Annotated in this window: 18 protein-coding genes; 6 read left to right on the top strand and 12 right to left on the bottom strand. The window is 45.0% G+C overall.

All coding sequences use genetic code 11. The features are described 5' to 3' along the window. Positions 1–37 precede the first annotated feature (37 nt). From BUC30_RS00090 to BUC30_RS00135, 10 genes are all read right to left on the bottom strand, one after another. The gene (locus tag BUC30_RS00090) at positions 38–1,132 is read right to left on the bottom strand and encodes a glycosyltransferase (protein WP_073422819.1); all 1,095 of its coding nucleotides are present in this window, start codon (positions 1,130–1,132) and stop codon (positions 38–40) included. Between the two features lie 40 nt (positions 1,133–1,172). After that, complete coding sequence (locus tag BUC30_RS00095) at positions 1,173–2,042, bottom strand: LicD family protein (protein ID WP_073422820.1); 870 nt, start codon at positions 2,040–2,042, stop codon at positions 1,173–1,175. Between the two features lies 1 nt (position 2,043). Continuing rightward, complete coding sequence (locus BUC30_RS00100) at positions 2,044–3,219, bottom strand: Coenzyme F420 hydrogenase/dehydrogenase, beta subunit C-terminal domain (RefSeq protein ID WP_083555437.1); 1,176 nt, start codon at positions 3,217–3,219, stop codon at positions 2,044–2,046. A 4-nt stretch (positions 3,220–3,223) separates the two neighbouring features. Further along, positions 3,224–3,643: an FAD synthase family protein gene (locus BUC30_RS00105; protein ID WP_073422824.1), complete on the bottom strand. Its 420-nt coding sequence runs from the start codon at positions 3,641–3,643 to the stop codon at positions 3,224–3,226. 2 nt (positions 3,644–3,645) lie between these two features. Beyond that, entirely contained in the window at positions 3,646–4,476 is an 831-nt protein-coding gene (locus BUC30_RS00110; RefSeq protein ID WP_083555439.1) for a glycosyltransferase, read from the bottom strand. A gap of 10 nt (positions 4,477–4,486) precedes the next feature. Beyond that, positions 4,487–5,404 carry a branched-chain amino acid transaminase gene (locus BUC30_RS00115; RefSeq protein WP_073422826.1) on the bottom strand — a complete coding sequence of 306 codons (918 nt, stop codon included), beginning with the start codon at positions 5,402–5,404 and terminating at the stop codon, positions 4,487–4,489. Positions 5,405–5,407: 3 nt separating this feature from the next. Next, complete coding sequence (locus tag BUC30_RS00120; RefSeq protein ID WP_073422828.1) at positions 5,408–6,091, bottom strand: sugar transferase; 684 nt, start codon at positions 6,089–6,091, stop codon at positions 5,408–5,410. 1 nt (position 6,092) lies between these two features. After that, on the bottom strand, positions 6,093–7,322 hold the full coding sequence (locus BUC30_RS00125; protein WP_073422830.1) for a type III PLP-dependent enzyme domain-containing protein: 1,230 nt from the start codon (positions 7,320–7,322) through the stop codon (positions 6,093–6,095). Positions 7,323–7,337: 15 nt separating this feature from the next. Then, positions 7,338–8,177, bottom strand: a complete 840-nt coding sequence (locus tag BUC30_RS00130; RefSeq protein WP_073422832.1) for an aldolase/citrate lyase family protein — start codon at positions 8,175–8,177, stop codon at positions 7,338–7,340. A 240-nt stretch (positions 8,178–8,417) separates the two neighbouring features. Continuing rightward, positions 8,418–9,335 (bottom strand): Rpn family recombination-promoting nuclease/putative transposase, encoded by a 918-nt coding sequence (locus BUC30_RS00135; protein WP_073422834.1) that lies wholly within the window; start codon positions 9,333–9,335, stop codon positions 8,418–8,420. A gap of 228 nt (positions 9,336–9,563) precedes the next feature. Here BUC30_RS00135 and BUC30_RS00140 point away from each other — a divergent pair, with 228 nt between their 5' ends. Next, positions 9,564–10,631 (top strand): acyltransferase family protein, encoded by a 1,068-nt coding sequence (locus BUC30_RS00140; protein ID WP_073422836.1) that lies wholly within the window; start codon positions 9,564–9,566, stop codon positions 10,629–10,631. 13 nt (positions 10,632–10,644) lie between these two features. Here the strand turns inward: BUC30_RS00140 and BUC30_RS15975 are convergent, their stop codons facing one another. Continuing rightward, positions 10,645–10,821: a hypothetical protein gene (locus BUC30_RS15975; RefSeq protein ID WP_170861473.1), complete on the bottom strand. Its 177-nt coding sequence runs from the start codon at positions 10,819–10,821 to the stop codon at positions 10,645–10,647. Between the two features lie 458 nt (positions 10,822–11,279). On the opposite strand from BUC30_RS15975, the gene BUC30_RS00150 reads away from it, so the two are divergent. The 3 genes from BUC30_RS00150 to ruvB all read left to right on the top strand — a co-directional run bounded on the left by BUC30_RS00150 (position 11,280) and on the right by ruvB (position 13,637). Further along, positions 11,280–11,780, top strand: a complete 501-nt coding sequence (locus BUC30_RS00150; RefSeq protein WP_073422840.1) for a type III toxin-antitoxin system ToxN/AbiQ family toxin — start codon at positions 11,280–11,282, stop codon at positions 11,778–11,780. Positions 11,781–11,905: 125 nt separating this feature from the next. After that, entirely contained in the window at positions 11,906–12,514 is a 609-nt protein-coding gene (ruvA, locus tag BUC30_RS00155; RefSeq protein ID WP_073422842.1) for a Holliday junction branch migration protein RuvA, read from the top strand. Between the two features lie 85 nt (positions 12,515–12,599). Beyond that, entirely contained in the window at positions 12,600–13,637 is a 1,038-nt protein-coding gene (gene ruvB, locus BUC30_RS00160; protein WP_073422844.1) for a Holliday junction branch migration DNA helicase RuvB, read from the top strand. A gap of 110 nt (positions 13,638–13,747) precedes the next feature. Here ruvB and BUC30_RS00165 read toward each other — a convergent pair whose 3' ends face one another. Next, the gene (locus BUC30_RS00165; RefSeq protein WP_244536402.1) at positions 13,748–15,199 is read right to left on the bottom strand and encodes a BamA/TamA family outer membrane protein; all 1,452 of its coding nucleotides are present in this window, start codon (positions 15,197–15,199) and stop codon (positions 13,748–13,750) included. Between the two features lie 29 nt (positions 15,200–15,228). On the opposite strand from BUC30_RS00165, the gene BUC30_RS00170 reads away from it, so the two are divergent. Together BUC30_RS00170 and BUC30_RS00175 are read left to right on the top strand one after the other, a co-directional pair. Continuing rightward, positions 15,229–17,661, top strand: a complete 2,433-nt coding sequence (locus BUC30_RS00170; RefSeq protein WP_073422848.1) for an efflux RND transporter permease subunit — start codon at positions 15,229–15,231, stop codon at positions 17,659–17,661. Beyond that, positions 17,645–18,835, top strand: coding sequence for a pyridoxal phosphate-dependent aminotransferase (locus tag BUC30_RS00175; RefSeq protein WP_073422850.1), 1,191 nt, complete (start codon positions 17,645–17,647; stop codon positions 18,833–18,835). The genes BUC30_RS00170 and BUC30_RS00175 overlap by 17 nt, the downstream gene beginning before the upstream one ends.

Genomic DNA, 18,835 nt, shown 5'->3' on the forward strand with positions numbered 1-18,835 from the left:
CTAAAGAGATTTTTTTATTTTACAAGGGAAATTAAGGTCAAGAGTCTTTACTTTTCAACAGTTGTTCGTATTCCGCATGAGCTTTTTGAGCAATAGCATCCCATGAATATACTGAAGCCAAATTCCGAGCATTAACTGATTTATTCGCCCACTCGTTTTTGGATTTCACAATTTTCAACAAAACCTTTGATATAGCTGTTGCGTCAAATTCTGTACACCATCCTGCATCAAATTGAGAAACCATTTTATCCATATTTGTACCAGGAGTAACCAAAGATGGTGTTCCATAGGACAATGCTTCCAATAAAGCTATCGGATGCCCCTCAAATCGTGATGTTAAAACAAACAAATCCGTTTTTTTCAATACATGCTCTTTATCTTCTCCATAAATTCCATCATTAACAGAAACGATATCTTGCAACTGTTTTTCTAATACTATTTTTTGAATTCGCTCCTTATTACCATCTTTATCATGACCATATATATTCAATTTGAATTTTTCTTCTTTTAATTTATCTTTGACTAAAAAAATTCCATCTAAAAGAACATCCAACCCTTTGTGATAAATTCTCAATCTGCCAATAAATGTTGCATTGATTCCTTCCAAAGGCCTTTTCTGTCTGAAAAAATCGGGTAATGTAATTCCATTGGGTATTACTAAGGATTTTTTTTGTGGCCATGCTGTATTTTTTAATTCATTATCTGTCAAATATTCAATAGCAAAACTTCTTTTTATCATTTTATTAAACCATAGAAGATTGCCTATAATTTTTTTTATTCTTTTTTGTTTTTGTGCAGATTTATTCATTTCTCCATGAGGTTGTATTATGTAAGGAATTTTCATCCCTTGCAATTTTCTTATAATAGAAGAAAACGGATAGCAATAAAATTGTTGAACAACAACTAAATCGGGTTTATTAAATGGGGACGGCAATTGTGATATTTGTGGTTCAGCAGAATCATTGCTTTTAAAAAAATAACTTTCTTTATTCCACTCATCTTTTTGAACATGACTAAGATTCAGCCACATAACATTATCTAATTTAGATTGAGCATGTATTTGATACGGGACACAGTAAGTCGTACCATCCCATGGATTACCGGTAAGTTTTGTAATATACAAAATATTCATTAAAAATACATCCTATTGCAATATTCAACGATTTAACATTTTATATCAGTTTAATTTCATCCCTGTAATCGTTAGAGATTTTCTTTTGGGTATTCAAATTCCAATATTCAGCGTGTTGTTCGTACTTAATTCGGTCTGCCGAAGGAATCTTCATGTAATCACCAAAACGTTCCGATAAAAATTCATGAAGTTTTCCAGGAACTTTTAATTGGACCGTTTCAAAAGGGGCGTAAACAGGGGCGTCAAACCACTCTCTTTTGTAAATACCCTTTTTAAACACGGCTTTCCCGAGGAAATTGCAATAATAATCTGTTTTATTGTTTCGATATTTATAGACCTGTTTTAACGCATGTTCTAAAAGAAAACGTTCCGGTAACAATTGAGCAATTTTTATAACAAAGCCCCGAATTCCAGAATGACGCCCATTCTCTCTAAACGCTAGGCCCATAGTAATAGCATATTTCGCCCAAAAGAATTGATGGATTTGCTGAAGTTTGTTGTTGCGGCATGTATGCAGAATAAAAATATCAATGAATATGCCGTGGTGAATATCCCAATCCTTTAAATTTTCTTCTATATAGGACGATCCATTAAGCCTAATTTTTGCGGTAGTCACCATTCCATCGGTTGCTCCCCATTCTTGAAGATAATATTTGTCTTTGTTTCCATTCTTTTGAAATTGTTCCCTAAACTTTTCATAATTATCAGGAGTCATGAATATGTCCAAATCATCATCCCAAGGTATAAAACCGCCATGACGAGCGGCCCCTAGTGCAGAACCACCCATCAAACAGTATTCAATACTGTATTCAAAGCAAAAATGATCAATATCAACCATAATTTCAAGAATTTTGTCTTGTAATTCAAGAAATCCGTATTTATCTTCAAGATTTGGGCGCATGTACTTCATTTTATTTCCTCAATAACTTATTGCCGAAATATCTCAAAAACTTTGGCATATGGTAGTAATAATACCGCCAATCTTTCCAATACGCAAAGAAAGTTTTAACACATTTGATGTACTCGTCATTTGCGATCATTTCAAGATAAGAATCTCTTTTGGCAGGTGGCTTTTCAGTTCCGTCAAATCTATTGTTGTTTTTTATGATTTGCCAATCATATTCTTTTACAACAAGGTCGTTTTTTACCGAATCAAAAAATTTTTGTCCCTTATCTGTATTGCAAACAAACATCGATACGCCAGCAAAACGATCGATATTGGGCTCATATTTGCCTATGTTGTGAAAATCACCTATAGTAATATCGCCAACTCTATCTTCTGTTGCGTAAGTGCATGAATAACAAGATTCTCTACATGTCAATCTATCGCAATATGCGAAGTAATATGGGAAAGTCATGTAAATATCACGTAAGTGCCGTTCTTTCCCAGTACGCAAATCTTTGTAATAATAATAATAATAATGCGATGATGCTTTAGAAAATTTTTCTCTAAAACCAAAATCCATTATCTTGATTTTTTTCTTTTGTTCAACATACGATATAGAATCATCGAATTGCTTTTGAGCGCCAACGCCATGACAGACAAATTCGACACAAAGAAGATTTTCATATTCTTTCTTTAAATAATTTTTTAAAGCGTTTAATTGGCAAGGTGTTGAACAATATAAAACATTCTTTCCGCTAACTAAATCAGATTTGATTTGCTTAAACACGCCTGTAGTATCACATAACAAATATTTTGATTTGTATAGCCTTTTAAGCTGTTCAAAGTTTTCTGCTCTTGTTGTTTTTAAATGGAGATTTTCATCAAATGCGGCCCCATAAACAATCCCATTTTCATTAATAATTTTTTTTGCGAAGACACCAAACAATCCACCACTAGAACAGCTATATTTTATTCTTTGATCTTTGCTGTAGGCAGATCCACATAGCCTTTTGCCTTCATTTTTCTTTGGGTTAATTATCGGACATACAGATTCGCATATTCCACATTTAACGCACTTTTCTTCATTAATCGAAACACGTTCAAAACCATACTTGTCGAAAACAACGGAAATAGCCTGTTTAGGGCAAGTTTGAACACAAGCTCTACATGCACAGCACTTTTCTTTATCGACTAGCATCATTCCTCTATATTTTACTAAGCTTTTCAGATAACATTGTAGATGATGTTCCTTCCGTATGAGGCAAGAAAACCATTTCAACACCTACACTATGCAATTTTTTTTCAATCTCATTATACATTGACGACCCCTTCCAATCACTTCCATGGAAAAGGGCGTCATAATGAATTTCTGTCCATGCCAAAAATTTATCCATAGAAGTTTGTGGAATAACCTGATCGACATACTTAATCGCTTTTACAATTTCAATTCTTTCTTTAAATGGAACTATTGGCGTTTTATGTTTGTATGTTTCAACAAGCTCGTCGGTTGACACACCGACAATTAAGATATCGCACTGATCTTTTGCTCTTTTTAATATATTGAGATGTCCGATATGAAACATATCAAAAACACCTGTAGTATAGCCAATCCTGTATTTTTTCATCTTTATGCCTTAGCTCTTAACAAAACGTGATAAGCAATTTTTTTTAAGAATGACGGAGTATAGGTAAAAGCTCTTATGTACAAGCGATTTGCGTAAGAGTCAAAACGATTAATAATATGTGCATCAAGCAAATCTTTTTGAAGTTTATCCCAATCGTGAATCTCTCTTTTATTACTTCGCCTAAGAATTAAGCCATTCCCGACACGCATATGAACTAATACATCATTAAGATTCGCAAATTTGCAACCATTCGCAATCATATCAACCCAGAGCTTGTAATCCTCTAACTTTCCAAATTCAACATTATAGCCACCAACAGCAAGAACCTTGCTTTTTTTATAAACAACAGTCATGTGGTTTAGTGGTGTCCTGTGCTTAGCCATTTCAACAATCATCTCATGGGATGTACCAACTGTTCTCACGGATGTAGTTTGTTGAGGATTATCTATAAACTCGGCTATTTTTCCACCAAGCACATCAATTTGTGAATTAGATGTAAGAAATACAATCTGTTTTTCAAATCTATCGGGAATAGCGTAATCGTCAGAATCCATTCGTGCGACATATTCAAAAGAGCACTTTTCTAATCCAGCGTTTAATGCTGCCGCGAGACCTTGATTAACCTTTTGTTTTACAATTGTAAAAACTATGTTAGGATTCTTCTGTTCGGCATCGTATGTTATTGATTCGATTTCTTGTGGTACAGGACCGTCAAATACAATTACGACTTGAGAAGGCTTTAATGTCTGTCCAATAGTAACACTATCAAGAGCAATCCGATAATAATCAGGATTGTCTTTTCCATAGACTGCCATCAGTACAGAAAAATCCATCACTTATCCCTTAATAAATAGGTGTCACCCAATTCTTAAATTGTTCGTTCATTCCTCTGGCTGCATCAACGTACGCCTTGTGGAGTTGCTTAGTAATTTCGCCTTCGCCAATTTCGTACTTATCGATGCTCAGAACTGGGGTCAATTCCATTGCAGAACCGCAAAGGAAAGCTTCGTCAGCGGTATAGAGTTCCGTACGGTCAATCGTCCTCTCTATAACCTCGTATCCCAAGCTCTTTGCAAGGGCGATCACGGTGTCGCGAGTAATCGATTCCAAAACAGCATCCGTAAAGGTTGGCGTAATCACTTTCTTGTCGCGAACCATAAAGAAGCAACTTCCCGGACCTTCGGAAACCTTGCCGAATTCGTTCAAGAACAGGCAGGTGTCGTAGCCGTTTCTAAGGGCTTCACGCTGACCATAACGGCTATTAATGTAATTTGCACCGCACTTGATTCGCGGGCTTAAAGCATTTTCACTAATGCGACGCCAAGAGGTCACGCAAACCTTGAGTCCTTTCTTGTTGTATTCTGCACTCGTCTTTCCACGCGGAATCGGAGCCACAAACATATCTGTCGGACCATCGGAACCCCAAGATCCAAAACCATCGACAAACAGCGTCTGGCGAACAGAAAGGTTTTCTTCGTATTCGTTAGCCTTCACGACATCGACCAAAGCCTTCTTGAAATCGTCTTTGCTAAACGGACAATCAATCTGGATCAGTCTTGCAGAACGGATAAGACGGTTATAATGGTCATCCAGGCGGAAAGCGTAGAGTTGCTTTTCGTCATCGTTCCAATAGCAAGGGATTCCTTCAAATACGTTCAAACCAAACTGAGCCGTAGGTGCAAGGGCATTCACCTTCGCATCGTTCACATGGAGTAGTTCTCCCTTGAACCATATAAGCCTTTCAGAAACAGGGTATTTCATTTTTTAATCCGGTAAATGAGCTATTCTGATAATTTCGTCATTTTCGAACTTTGCAGCCTCAGCATCGGTCATCGATTCGTCGGCCTTGTTCTCGTAGATGTTTTCTTTCTTAAAAACCTTGATTACGGAATCGAAAAGAATCTTAATATCAGCAAAGATGCCGATTCTGTTAAATTCATCAACGTATTGGTTATCAAACTCAACCTTGTTATCCCAGGAAATATCGTTGCGCCCCTTGGTCTGTGCAAGCCCGGTAAGCCCGGCCTTAACCTGGAACCTTTTCTTGTAGCGCTTGTTGAGCGTGTCGAAATCGCCCAGTTCATACGAAACGCTAGGACGCGGACCAACCACGCTCATGTCGCCCTTGATGATGTTGAAAAGTTGCGGCAGCTCGTCGATGCTCGAGTTGCGGAGGAAACGACCGACTTTTGTCACACGCGGGTCATTCTCGTAATTAAACAAGCCCACATCCATCTGTTCTGCGTTCACGACCATGGAACGGAACTTGAGCATGTTGAAGATTCTGCCATCTTTTGTTCTGCGTCCCTGCTTGAAGAATACGGGACCTTTTGAGTCCAGTTTAATAGCAATCGCTACGACAATCCAAAGCGGAGTCAGCGCAAGCGCCAACGCGCTCGCGGACAAAATGTCGAACAATCTCTTTATAAAACAGTGAATCGTGTGCATGCTAAAAAATGAAGGTGTGGAAAAGGTCGTCAAAAGTTTCGGCTCGTTTAATCACTTCGACAGTTTCGCCGTTAATGTCCAGCACTGCAAAATTCGGAAGAATGAACGGCGGTTTCATCACTAGGGAATACGAGCCACAGTTGCCAATAACGATGTAATCGCCAACAGCGAGCTTGCCGTTGAAATTTTTCTGAAGGACATCACCCTCAATGCAGGTAAATCCCACAATATCAAGATCGGTGTATTCGGCTTGTTCGTTACCGCCAGCAACTAGTTCCATCGGCGGGTTAATTCCCGACATGCTGATGTTCTTTTGTGAACCGATAACGGTTGCAATGATCTTACCACGAACATTCTTGATGGTCTCGATACGACTCACAAACCGCATGCAGTCGCCCGCAACGGCAGAACCGGGTTCAATAAACAAGTACGGAGCTTCGGGATTACCCTTGAAATGTTCCGCAAACAGTCTAGCCGCTCTTGAAGCGTAATCATCGTACGTGATTTCGTGAATTTTCAGCTGTTCACGTAGCGAGTCAGGCATTTTTCCATAAATGCCGCCACCGATATCGAGGCGCTCGGGTTTTAAACCGTATTTTCCGACCACTTTGTCGTAGGTTTTCAGCATGCCCAGGGCTCTTGCCGTCCAAAATTCAGGAGCACGCTTGGCAAAATGAGCCTGAAGGTTGACCAAGTGGACGTTCGGTGTATCCACGATAAAGTGCAACACCTTATCAAAGTCTTCTCCATCAACATCAAAACCAAAGCGAGATACAACGCCATCGCCAACTTCGTAGTTGCAGCGCACACCAACATTTATCGTATGTTCCGGATGGCTCGCGGCAATTTCACGAATGTTTTCTATTTCGTAAATAGAATCGATGTTTACCGTTCCACCCGTCAGAAGCAGTTCCTTGACCTTGTTAGCGTTCTTTACCGGACCGTTCCAAATAATGCGGGACGCAGGAACTCCAGAACGCAAGGCGATTTCCATCTCCATGTCCGAAACTACTTCGGCATAACCACCAAGGCGGTTGACAATTTGAACCAACTTCGGCGTATAATTAGTCTTGTAGGAATAAGCGATATTGAACTTAGGATAATAAGCCTTGAATGCGGCCGTCAAGTCCTTGTAATTTTCTTCGAAAGTTGCCGATTCCAACAGATAAAAGGCGTTTCCGAATCTTTCAGAAAGATTGTTTAAAAGTTCTGTCGTTAAAACCTTTGGCATACTTAAACTAGTCCTCTAAGCACATTTTCTCGCACGTTTAATAGCGGCAACAACATCGGCAACAGCTGTTGCGACTTCGGCTTTGTTCTGTGCAAAATCTTCGGGAGTTTTATTCGCAAGAGATGCTTCGAACGCACGAAGCGTCTTCAAGTTTTCACAGAAGGTCTGCTCTATTTCAGTAATATCCGTAATCTTGGCGCAGTCACAGAACGAGCGAGATAGGATTGCACGGGTCGATCCAAGCCTGTAATGTTCCATGACAACCTTTTCTGCCGGCAACATTCCGCTTCCAAGCTTTGCAATACCACCAAAGCCGTATGGAACCTTTGCCGCCTTGAACTTGTCGCAAAGTTTTTCGACAGTTCCATCCGACAAGAGTTCAAACATGAAAGTCATGCCGTACGAAAGGTGCAGGTCGTTAAGCCCGATATGTATTTCGTCAAAACAGCCTTGTGCAAGAACTTCGTCTATACATTCCAAAGCTTCCTTGGTCTCGAGAAGCAGTGTTGTTTTGCTGCGTCCATTAACCGCTTTGATAAAATTCGAGACTTCCTCAGGCGTTTTCCAGTACGGGAGCATGATGATGTCGGCTCCAGCGTCTATTACTGAATCAATTTCAGCAAGGCTACCGTCGTACCAAGGATTTATGCGGACGAGCATTTCTGAAGTCGTAAGATGCGGCTTTATGCTTCTGATATCTGCAACGGTGTGTTGAGACTTGACCGAATCGTAATTTTTCTGTCGTTCCTCTTTACCACGGGTTTCCAAATCAACCCAAATGCGGTCAACACCGTATTTCTGGGCGATCTCAGCCACATCAGACCGATTCGTGATGTACATCAGTTTTAGTGGCATTTAATTACCGCAACCTCAGGGTTACTCCGGTCATCTTTTGTTCATAGCGACCTCCGCCATTCCTGGTCAGACCGGATGTGGAACTAATTGTGGCAAATATAAGTAATATTATTGTAATTTTGTAGGGTTACTGCCCATTAAATGACAGATTTCTTATTTTTTCTTTAAAAGATGACGTTTCGGAAGCAAAAACCGGCCCAAATGGACCGGTTTTAAACGTTTTCGAGGATGTTCGAGGGATTATTTGATGGCGAGCATCGCCGAAATCACATCATCCGGAATGTTCTTCGAACGAAGATACTCGACCCGTTTGGAATCACGTTCATCGATTTTTTCGCGTTCTTGCTCAACGCCTAACTTTTTCCCACGACGGAGTGCGGCACGTTCTGCGGCACGCAGGCGATCCCCTGCGGTCTTGATGCCTAAAGCCTGTCCGATACTAATTTGCATACGCAACTCCTCCACGACATCCTTGTCGAGGTACTCTCCTAAATATACTACAATTTTTTCGGCAAGAGTAGCCCTCGCGCTGTTCTCCATCTTCAAGAGCATTTTTACCAACTCGCCACAAATCTTTTTCAAACCGTCGGCATCAAAAGCGTGTTTCATCACCAAAGCACCCACAGCAGCCTCTATATTTTGCTCCGCAAAGCAGGCCTTGTCAGGGACATCTGCGAGGTTAACGAAGACACATTCAAAAGGCAACTTCTTGCCACTAAGCTTTCCCCCATGTTTCTTGCGGAACTCCGCCAGCGGATCCCAATTCTTTTGCCCGTTATAGATGATAATAGCCTTCGTATGAAGCCACCGAAAATCCGTCGCGTTCTTGTTAACCATGACCTGGAAGGTGTATTCGTAAATCTGCGAAAGCACATCCCTTTCACGGTAGGATTTGTGTTCGAGCAGAATCCCCACAAAAAACTCGGAGCCGTCCTTGTATTTTGCAGTGAAAGCAAGGTCTGAATAGCCCCATTCCTTGACGGAACTAAAGCTGCCAGGAATCAACTCAAGGCTCTGCATGTCCACAACGGAAAGCATCTGACGGAGTTCAGCATTCTTAAGCTGAGCAAGTCGCAATAGTGCCCGAGTATTTTCAGGAACAGCATAGACATATCGGAAAAACGGATCGTGTTTGCGATTTGTTTTCTTCTTTTTCATTTAAACATGTTTATCTCTCGGGAACGCCCCCGTAAAGCAGTAGGATTTCCCCATACCACTCTATTTAACACGCGATTTTCCCGGAAAAGTTTCGGTTAAATTTTGGATACATTGCAATTAGTCCCAAAAACAACCCATTACGGTTTGTCAAAGAAATAAAACATTTATTCGTCTCATTTTATATTAAATTTTCATGAGTACGTAACAGGGACTTTTTCAAGGTTTTGGATGGATTCGGCGGGACCGCACAAGTTAGAACGTTCAAGGAACTTGGACATTATCAAGGGCATCGGGATTGTCCTTGTGGTTCTTGGGCATTGCGAATGCGCGGCGAAGAATTTTATCTACTTGTTCCACATGCCGATTTTCTTCATGGCTTCGGGCTACGTTCTGAATTCGGTCTACAGCGATAACTTTCCCAAGTTTCTGGATTTGCTCCGGAAGAGGTTCAAGAGCCTGTGGTTGCCGTGTTTCTTTTTCAACACGCTGTTCCTTTTGCTCTCCGGGGCGTTCATCAGGTACGAGATCTACCCCATCGACGTGAAGACGGCTCCGACTCTTGCAAGCGGGATTCTGTTCAACGCGCTTTTGTACATGAAGGGCGGGCCGCTGGCGGGTGCCTGCTGGTTCCTCGGGACGTTGTTCGAGGTCACGATTCTTTACGCGTTTGTGGATTATTTGCTCAAGCGTCTGCACGTGCGGTTCCGAGAATTTGTGAACTTTGCGCTGGGGCTCGCGCTTTTTTTGGTTTCGTTCTACCTGATTCAGCGAGGCATTCGAATTCATAGCATTTTCGAGCACATCGCAGGGGCTTACGTGATGTTTGCCATCGGGGTTCTGCTGAAAAAATTGCCGTTTAGCGCCATTTCGCCACGGATTTGGGCGTCGGTTATCGTGGTGACGCTTGCGATTTTGCTCGTTTGCAACCAGTTCGGGTCGGTGGAGCTTAGCATGGGGGTCTACACCTCCCCCGCTTTCTATTTGCTATGCGCAGTCGCGGGGTGGTTCCTGATTTACGCCGTTTCGGTCGGGGTGTCGCGTTTTTCTTGGGCGACGAGCTTTTTCAGTTATCTCGGGCAGAATACGGTCTGCATCATTGGGCTGCACTTTCTGACGTTCAAGATTGTGACGTACATCCAGGTTTGCCTGTACAATTTGCCGCACGAGACTCTGAGCGTGTTCCCGGTTTTGGCGGATAGGCCGTTCTGGTGGTTGGCGTACACGGTCGTCGGTGTTGGGGCGCCGCTGCTGATCAATCAGGGGTACAAAAAGGTCAAGAGGAAAGTATTCTCTTGACCCCACAAATTAGCTACTTCAGGGCAAGCATAGCCGCAATCACACTATCCGGCACGTTCTGCGAACGCAGAAAATCTGCACGTTTTGATGTCAGAACATCATTTTTCTTGCGCTCACTATCCCTGCCTCTAGCCTGGCCCTTAAGGAAGGCTTCGGCTTCAAGAGCTTCGTATTCATGATGGTCAAACATGTTAGCCTCCAAAGCTTTCAAAAGTTCAGGTTTCTTTTTTTTCGATTAAGAATATACCTATTCTATATGAACGGCGCAAGTGATTGGATTTTTCCAAGAAACGCATAAAAAACAGGCAAAGGCTTGACAAAAGTAGTGAACAAATGTATATTACATATTGTAATTTCTGTTTTTTCCGCATGTAAGCAGAAGGAGTTGACATGAAAACAATCAAAATACCGCAAACAACCTTGATAGCGATTTCAAACATTGACTTATTAGTAAAATTTATATATATTAATTATTGTCGAGATATCGGCAACAAGTGCGAGGTCCTGCCTCAGTGGACAGAAACAAAAGGTGTGTGGTCCTACCTTAGTGGACAGATTCAAAAGGTGCGAGGTCCTGCCTTAGTGGACATTTTTAAAAGATTACAATCCCTTCTTGGGGGTTGTAATCTTTTTTGTTAAGGAGTCGCAATGAAGATAACGAATCAATCACGATTAGTTTTTGTCAAGGAAGAATATCTAGACACACTTCGTTTGTCGGAACCTAAAGTCAGCACAAAGAAAAGACCCTATGTCTTTCTTGCAGTCAAGATTGCAGAACAATTCTATTGCATTCCGCTTACCTCGCAAACAAACGACGTACGGCAAAAGAAGGGACGAAGCAAACGTCCCAACACATTCACGATGACGATATCTGGACCCAAAGGAAACGAGATTGCAGTTTTGTTGTTTGGCAACATGGTTCCCGTTCACGAAAGCCTAATCAACACCTGCGTTATAAACAACGAGATTCTCAAAGACGAATGGATTTTCATTCGAAAAAATCTAAATTCCATTGTAGAAAAAGCCCTAAAAGTGTACCTAAGCAGAACAGAAGGAAAAAACAAATTCGCAGAGCTTTGGTGTTGTAATTTCAAAAAGCTGGAAGCGATTCTTTCAGAATGGACTCAAAGCATTCGCAAAGAAAAATAAACCACCCAAATTCAGAGGATCCTACCACAAAGGTTTTGGTGAAAGTTTTTCGTTTTCTCTTGACACGCGAAAAAAAATAGTGTATATTCGTGCAGTAGCACAAAAGTGCATATTTTGGAGATTTTATGATCGAGCGGATTCGAGGCGTTTTGGTGCAGAAATCCCCCACGTTTGTGGTTGTGGAGTGTGCGGGTGTCGGTTACGGCATCAATATTTCGGCTTTTACGGCGGGCAAGCTGCCCGATGAAGGTGCTGAAGTCACGCTGCACACGAATCTTGTGGTGCGCGAAGATTCCATGACGCTTTTCGGATTTGCGGATACGACCGAAAAGAACCTGTTTTTGATGCTTTTGGAGGTCAACGGAGTCGGCCCGAAGCTTGCACAGCGGATTTTGAGCGGGAGCACGCCTGCAGACTTGCTGAACATGATTGCAAGCGACAACAAGGCTTCTCTTGGAAAGATCAAGGGGCTCGGCAAAAAAACTTGCGAGCAGATGACGCTTACGCTTAAGGAAAAAGCGGCAAATATGTTGCAGGCGCTCGGCGATGTCGAGGGCAGCGGGATTACAAGTGTCGGTGCGTTGACGGGAGCAAAGCTCGAGGCTGTTTTGGCACTGCATACGCTCGGGGTGAAGGATCCGGCGGCGGAAAAGGCTGTTGTGAAGGCGGTCGAGGTTCTTGGGGACGGGGCGGATGCCGCAGCCCTCATACCGGAGGCTTTAAAGTATTTATAAATTGGCGCCCCCGACACAGAATCCGGGGTAACAAGGAAGGAATGGTGGCCCCGGAATAAATCCGGGGTGACAGTGCAGGGAAAATATGGAAGATCAGCGTATAATTTCACCGCAGAAGTGTTCTTTTGACGAGGGCGATACAGACCGCAACTTGCGACCGCCTAGTTTGAGCGAATTTACAGGGCAAGACGATATCAAGGAAAGCCTTTCGATTGCGATTGAAGCCGCGAAACAGCGCGGCGATGCGCTCGACCACTGCTTGTTTGCGGGTCCTCCAGGTCTCGGAAAGACGACTCTTTCGAGCATTATCGCCAAAGAAATGGGCGTGAACATCCACATCACAAGCGGTCCCGTGCTCGAAAAGGCTAGCGACCTTGCAGGGCTCCTCACGAGCCTGCAAGAGAACGACATTTTGTTCATCGACGAAATTCACCGATTAAACCGCGTGGTCGAAGAATACCTCTACCCCGCTATGGAAGATTTCAGGCTCGACATCATGTTGGATTCCGGTCCGGCAGCAAGGAGCGTGAACCTCCCGCTCAAGCATTTTACGCTCGTGGGCGCTACCACCCGCAGCGGGCTGTTGACCGGACCGCTCCGCGACCGCTTCGGGTTGCAATACCGACTGGAGCTGTACAACGAGAAGGACATCGTCAAGATTCTCATGCGTAGCGCACGCATTTTAGGCGTTGAACTCTCGGAAGAAGCGGCAAAGATTCTCGGCGGACGCTGCCGCGGGACGCCTCGTGTGGCAAACCGTGTACTTAGGCGTTGTCGAGACGTGGCTCAAGTGCGCGGAACAGGCGTAATTGACGAACGCGCAGCACTCAAGACGCTCGAAATGCTCGGAATCGATAGCGAAGGGCTGGACCCGACCGACCGCAAGATTCTTGCGATGATGATCGACAAGTTCAACGGAGGTCCGGTCGGTCTAGGAACGATCAGTGCTGCCATGGGTGAAGAGCCGGACACGCTCGAAGAGGTCTACGAGCCGTACCTGATCCAGAAAGGGCTTATTTCCAGGACGCCGCGCGGGCGCGTCGCAACGCCAAACGCGTACAGGATGCTACACAAGACAATACCAAAATCGCTGATGAGCGAGCAGATGGAACTGATGCTATAAAAAATAACTGGATCCTTCGACTACGCACCTACGGTGCTTCGAGAATGGCGATGCCGGCACAGTGGCCGGCATGACAGCATTACGGCTCGGTGGCGGGCATGACAGCGTCATTAACGGAATTCTGGGGCGATGGTGAAAATAAGGCTGATGCCGTGCCAGCTATGGAAGGCAAACTGCAAGCGAAGCAAGAACATATCGGGCTTACGCACGCGGACACCAAACCCCCACGAGTTGTAGAGATGATCCTTTGACCAGCTATTCACCTTATCGCTAATCATTGCATATTCGTCGAACACAACGCCATCCACCAAGCGGTCCACCGGCCAACGGTATTCCGCCGAAAGTCCCATCAAGAACGGAGCCACCCACGCGTTCGTGTAACCACGCAGGGGGAACCTTGCATTCAATGCCGGGAAAGCCGAATACGGCGCACCACCCTTTTCCATTTCCCAAACGCCCTGGAAACGGAACTGGAATGCAAAAACACGGCGTTCAAAAAGTGTTTCCACTAGATTTTCTGGGCGCCACACACGAAGCGCTTCGCTCCACGAGAAATCTGTATAGAATTTTCTCGTTTTGCGGCCTTCTTTTGCCGTAAGCACATACTTATCCGCACTTCCGATGAAGAAATAGATTTGATAAAAGGCGTCGATACTGATAAAGTCATGGTTTTTGCCACCATCCTTTAAACCGCCCTCACGTTTCAGACCTACCAACGCAAGGTCATCGGAATTAATCCCCTCGTACTCACTTACAGCCACATAAGACGCTCTCAAGCTAAAACGTTGACCTCTCGACGGCGCGTACGGGAAATCCAAATTATCGTAAACGAGGTTCATGAAAATCGGGAATTCATAGTGGGTCTGGTACAAACCACGGTCTTCAATCAGGTACTTGGGGTCATCGAGCACGGAGTCCTTTGTATCCGTAAAATCCGCCCAATGGTAATAGAGTTCGCCACCAAAGCTAAAGTTCCAATTTCGCGATTCCGTCAACGGAAAACCCAATTGCACGCCCCAATTCAATGTCGTATCTGCCTGTTTGAACGATTCCTTGGTCATCGGCAGAACAAAACCGTTATCACGGTCCATATAGAGGTTCAAATTCGTCGCTCCGTACAATTTTTTCCCGAAAAGTGACTGCTTTGAATAGCGCAATTTGACATCGACGTCGCTATTGGCGTAAAAATGCTCTTCGACAACGGTATAGTCACTCTGCAAAAATAGGTTCCTGTGTCGGTAGCACACGCCAATCATCGTGGAGCTCCCCGGTTTCAGGTTAAACAACGGGTAAATGAGGATATTGCGCTTGCTTCCGAACGTGATAAGCTCCACCGCCTTGTCGGCAACGCCATTGTCAATCGCATAGAGCATCGGAGCCGCAATCGGGTAAACGAGCGAGCTAAAAAACGGCTGGATGACATGGACGAAGGGCCAAGAAATGATCTCGAAGAACGACGAAGAACTCGAAGAAGTGTCCTGCACCGCTTCGCTAGACTCATTTGCACGCGCAGGCAAACACAGCACGCCCACAAGTACCAGTAATGTTACCAAACGAATCATTTCCACCCTAATATATAGTTATATTGAGTATGATGTTTTCACTTTTTGCAAAAATTATCAAAAAATTAGCGACTTACCCGAAGATCATCCTTACGGTGTTCCTTGCGGTAGGCATCTTGAGCATTTACCCCATCATGCACTTGCGCTGGGATTTGCAGCTGCAAGACACGATTACGAGTGCGCGTGAACCGAGCAACGTCCAGAAAATTGAAGACGAATTTGGCGGGCTCGGGAGCCTCATCGTCATTTTGCAATCGGCGGATTCGAGCGCGAACTATCGCATCGCCAAAGACCTCGCACAAAAGATGCAGACGAGTCCGGCGGTCCATTTTGCGGACTTCGAGACCGACATCGATTATTACAAGAAGAACAAGTTCTTGTACGCTAGTGAAAACGATATTGACATCATGGTGCATCGTATCGAGCAGCTCAAGCACGACTACATCATGAAGAACAACCCGCTGTTCATCGACCTCAAGAGCGCGATTGATTCCATCACGCAGACGACTTCGGAACAGCGCGAACAGCTTTTGAGCGACCTCGAAAAGAAGTACTTTGACAAGCTCGCCGTGAGCCATTCCAACAAGACCGGGACCATCCGCATTGTCGAGATTTACCCGACGCACTCCATCTCGGATTTGCAGGCGAACCGTAACTTGTTCTATGAAGTTACCGAGCAGTTGAAAAACGAAAAAACGCCTAGCGATTTCCAGGTGCATTACGCGGGCAAGGTCTACGAATCTATCCAGACCGGCAAGCGACTTTTGCCCGAAGCGAAGATGGTGGGCTACGTCACGGCGGGGCTGATCATTCTGCTTTTGATTCTCAACTTCTTTAGGCAGCCACAATTGATTTTTATTTCGGCACTGCCGATTGCAACGCCGATTGTCACGACAATGGCGTGTTCGTACTTGTTCTACGGGCGCATCAACCTGTTTACGCTTTTGCTTGCAATTGTGCTTCCGGGGCAAGCGCTGCAGATTATCAACCACGTTCTGAACAGATACTTCTTGGAACGCGAACAGAACTTGAGTCCACAACTTTGCATTGAAAGTGCGCTGCTCGGCATTGGTCCCTCCACCGCTGTTTCAACTTTTGCATTCGCCACGTTGTTCGCTAGCCTCATCTTGATTCCGCTGCCGGGACTCCAGGAACTCGGCGTGCTCGGATCGACGGGCTGCATTTTGAACTGGGCAATTACGCTGCTTTTCTCGACCGCACTTTTGCAGATGGCACAGCGCAAAAAACCGTTTTCCATCAGGCATTCGCAAATCCATCCTGAATGCAAAATTTCGATGCTTTCGAACCGTCTGAACTGGACGATTTTCTCGATTATCATCGCAGCAAGCCTCGTCGGGCTTTACATCGGCGGCACGCGCTTGCACATCCGCAACGACTTTTCGGCAACAGAAATCAACTACAAGGACGCGACGATTGATTCCCTGATTGCCGAGACGGGATTCATGAACAAGACACCGGTCATCGTGATGCTCCCGGAAAGTGCCGAAAGCGAAAACCTGCTGGAAGAATTCACCAAGCTCAAGAACAACGGCGAACTTTCGACCGTCAATTCACTGTTTACGCTCGCGCAGTTCTCCCCCAACTTGCAGCAGAAGAAAATGGAAAAGCTCCGCCAGCTGCATAGCTTGGTCACAAAGGAATTCCGTGAAGCGCTCTCCAAGAGCGAACTTGAAAATCTTGAGAAGGTGGAACAGGCTCTGGAATTCGACGAATCCGACGATTTTGAACCGCCTGAGTACATCGCCAAAAAATTCCGCGACAAGCACGGCAAGCAAGGGCGTTTTGCATTCATCTTTACGGACATCAAGGAAAACTACGGCAGTGAATGCGTGAAGTTGTACAAGGAACTCCACCAGATTGAAGGGATTGATAACGGGAAATACTTGGTGGCTGGCATCCCGATTACACGCGCTATTTTCTTGGACAGGATTACAAATAACTTTAGTAGGCCATTGCAAGTGGGTGGTATTTTGGTATTCCTGTTCATGCTCGTTTATTACAACCGCTTTAGCCGAGCCCTGTTTACCGCGCTCCCGTCTGTATTTGCAGCAAGCTGGTTCCTTGCGGCGCTCAACTTTTTTGACGTGAAGATTTCAGCCTACAGCGCACTCACCTTCCCAATTCTCATTGGAGCAAGCATCGATGGTTCTCTCCAGTTTTTCACGGCTTATTACGAGAAGCAAAAAGGGACGGCGCTCACAATTCTAAGGGACAAGTTCTTTACGATTTTCCTCTCGCAGATGGCTGCGTTCATCGGTACTTACGGCATGCTCGTTTCGTCCCATCCGGGGCTTCGCAGCATGGGTTACGTCTCGTTGACGGGCCTTATCTGCATATTCATTTCTCAATTCACCATCTTCCCCCTCATCGCAGGATCGCTCGACCAATACCGTCTGAGACAGAAAAGGAAAAAGGAAGCTAAAAATGAAAACGCTTTCTGATAGAACGCAAAATATTGCAGCATCGCTCACCGTCGCCATCGACACGATGGCAAAACAGATGATCGCAGACGGCAAGGACGTCGTGAGTCTCGGCGCAGGCGAACCCGACTTTGGAACGCCCCCTCCCATTCAAGATGCGGCAATTGAAGCTATCCGCGCAGGCAAGACGCGCTATACCGCACCCGTCGGGATTTTGGACGTGCGCAAGGCAGTCGCCAAAAAACTGGAAGAAGAAAACGGGCTCCATTACGACGCATCGCAAATCATCATGACGAGCGGTGCAAAGCACGCTGTGTTCAACGCACTCGCCGCCTTGATTAACCCTGGCGACGAAGTGATTATCCCCGCCCCGTACTGGGTCACGTACCCGGAACTTGTGAAGTGGCTTGGCGGTACGCCGGTGTTTGTTGAAGCGGGCATCGAAAAGAACTTCAAGATTGACGCCGAAGATTTGCGCAAGGCATGCACGCCGCGCACGAAAGCCATTCTCTTGAACAATCCGTGCAACCCAACTGGCGCCGTTTACAGCAAGAGCGAACTTGAAGCACTAGCCAAAGAAATTGTCGCACAGGACATCTACTGCATCTCGGACGAAGTTTATGAATACTTTGTCTACGATACAGAATTTACAAGCGCCGCAGTGTTCCCCGGCATGGCAGAACGCACAATTGTAATTAACGGTTTTTCGAAATCGCATTGCATGACCGGTTGGAGAATCGGTTACGATGCCGCCCCCGCTCCGATTGCAAAGATCATCGGCAAAATCCAGGGACAGGCCACGCACCACCCGAGCAATGTCGCGCAGTATGCAGCCCTCGGCGCACTCAACATGGACAAGAGCAATGTACACGCCATGCAGGCAGCCTTCCGCAAGCGCAGAGCTTACATGCTTGAACGCACTTCATTTTTGAAGACCAAGCCGCGCGCCCCCGAAGGTGCATTCTACCTGTTTGCACCGGTGAGCGATTACTACGGCAAAAAGACTCCGGACGGCAAGGTGATTGCAGGCTCGATTGATTTTTGCAGCGCACTTTTGGAAAGCAAGGGACTTGCGATTGTGCCGGGAGCCGCCTTTGGCGACGACACATGCGTTCGATTCTCGTACGCCGCAAGCGACGAAAATCTCGCGAAGGCTTGCGACCGCTTTGAAGCGTTCGTGAAAGAATTACAATAA

Origin of the sequence: Fibrobacter sp. UWB7, from assembly GCF_900142945.1 — a bacterium.
GTDB lineage: Bacteria > Fibrobacterota > Fibrobacteria > Fibrobacterales > Fibrobacteraceae > Fibrobacter.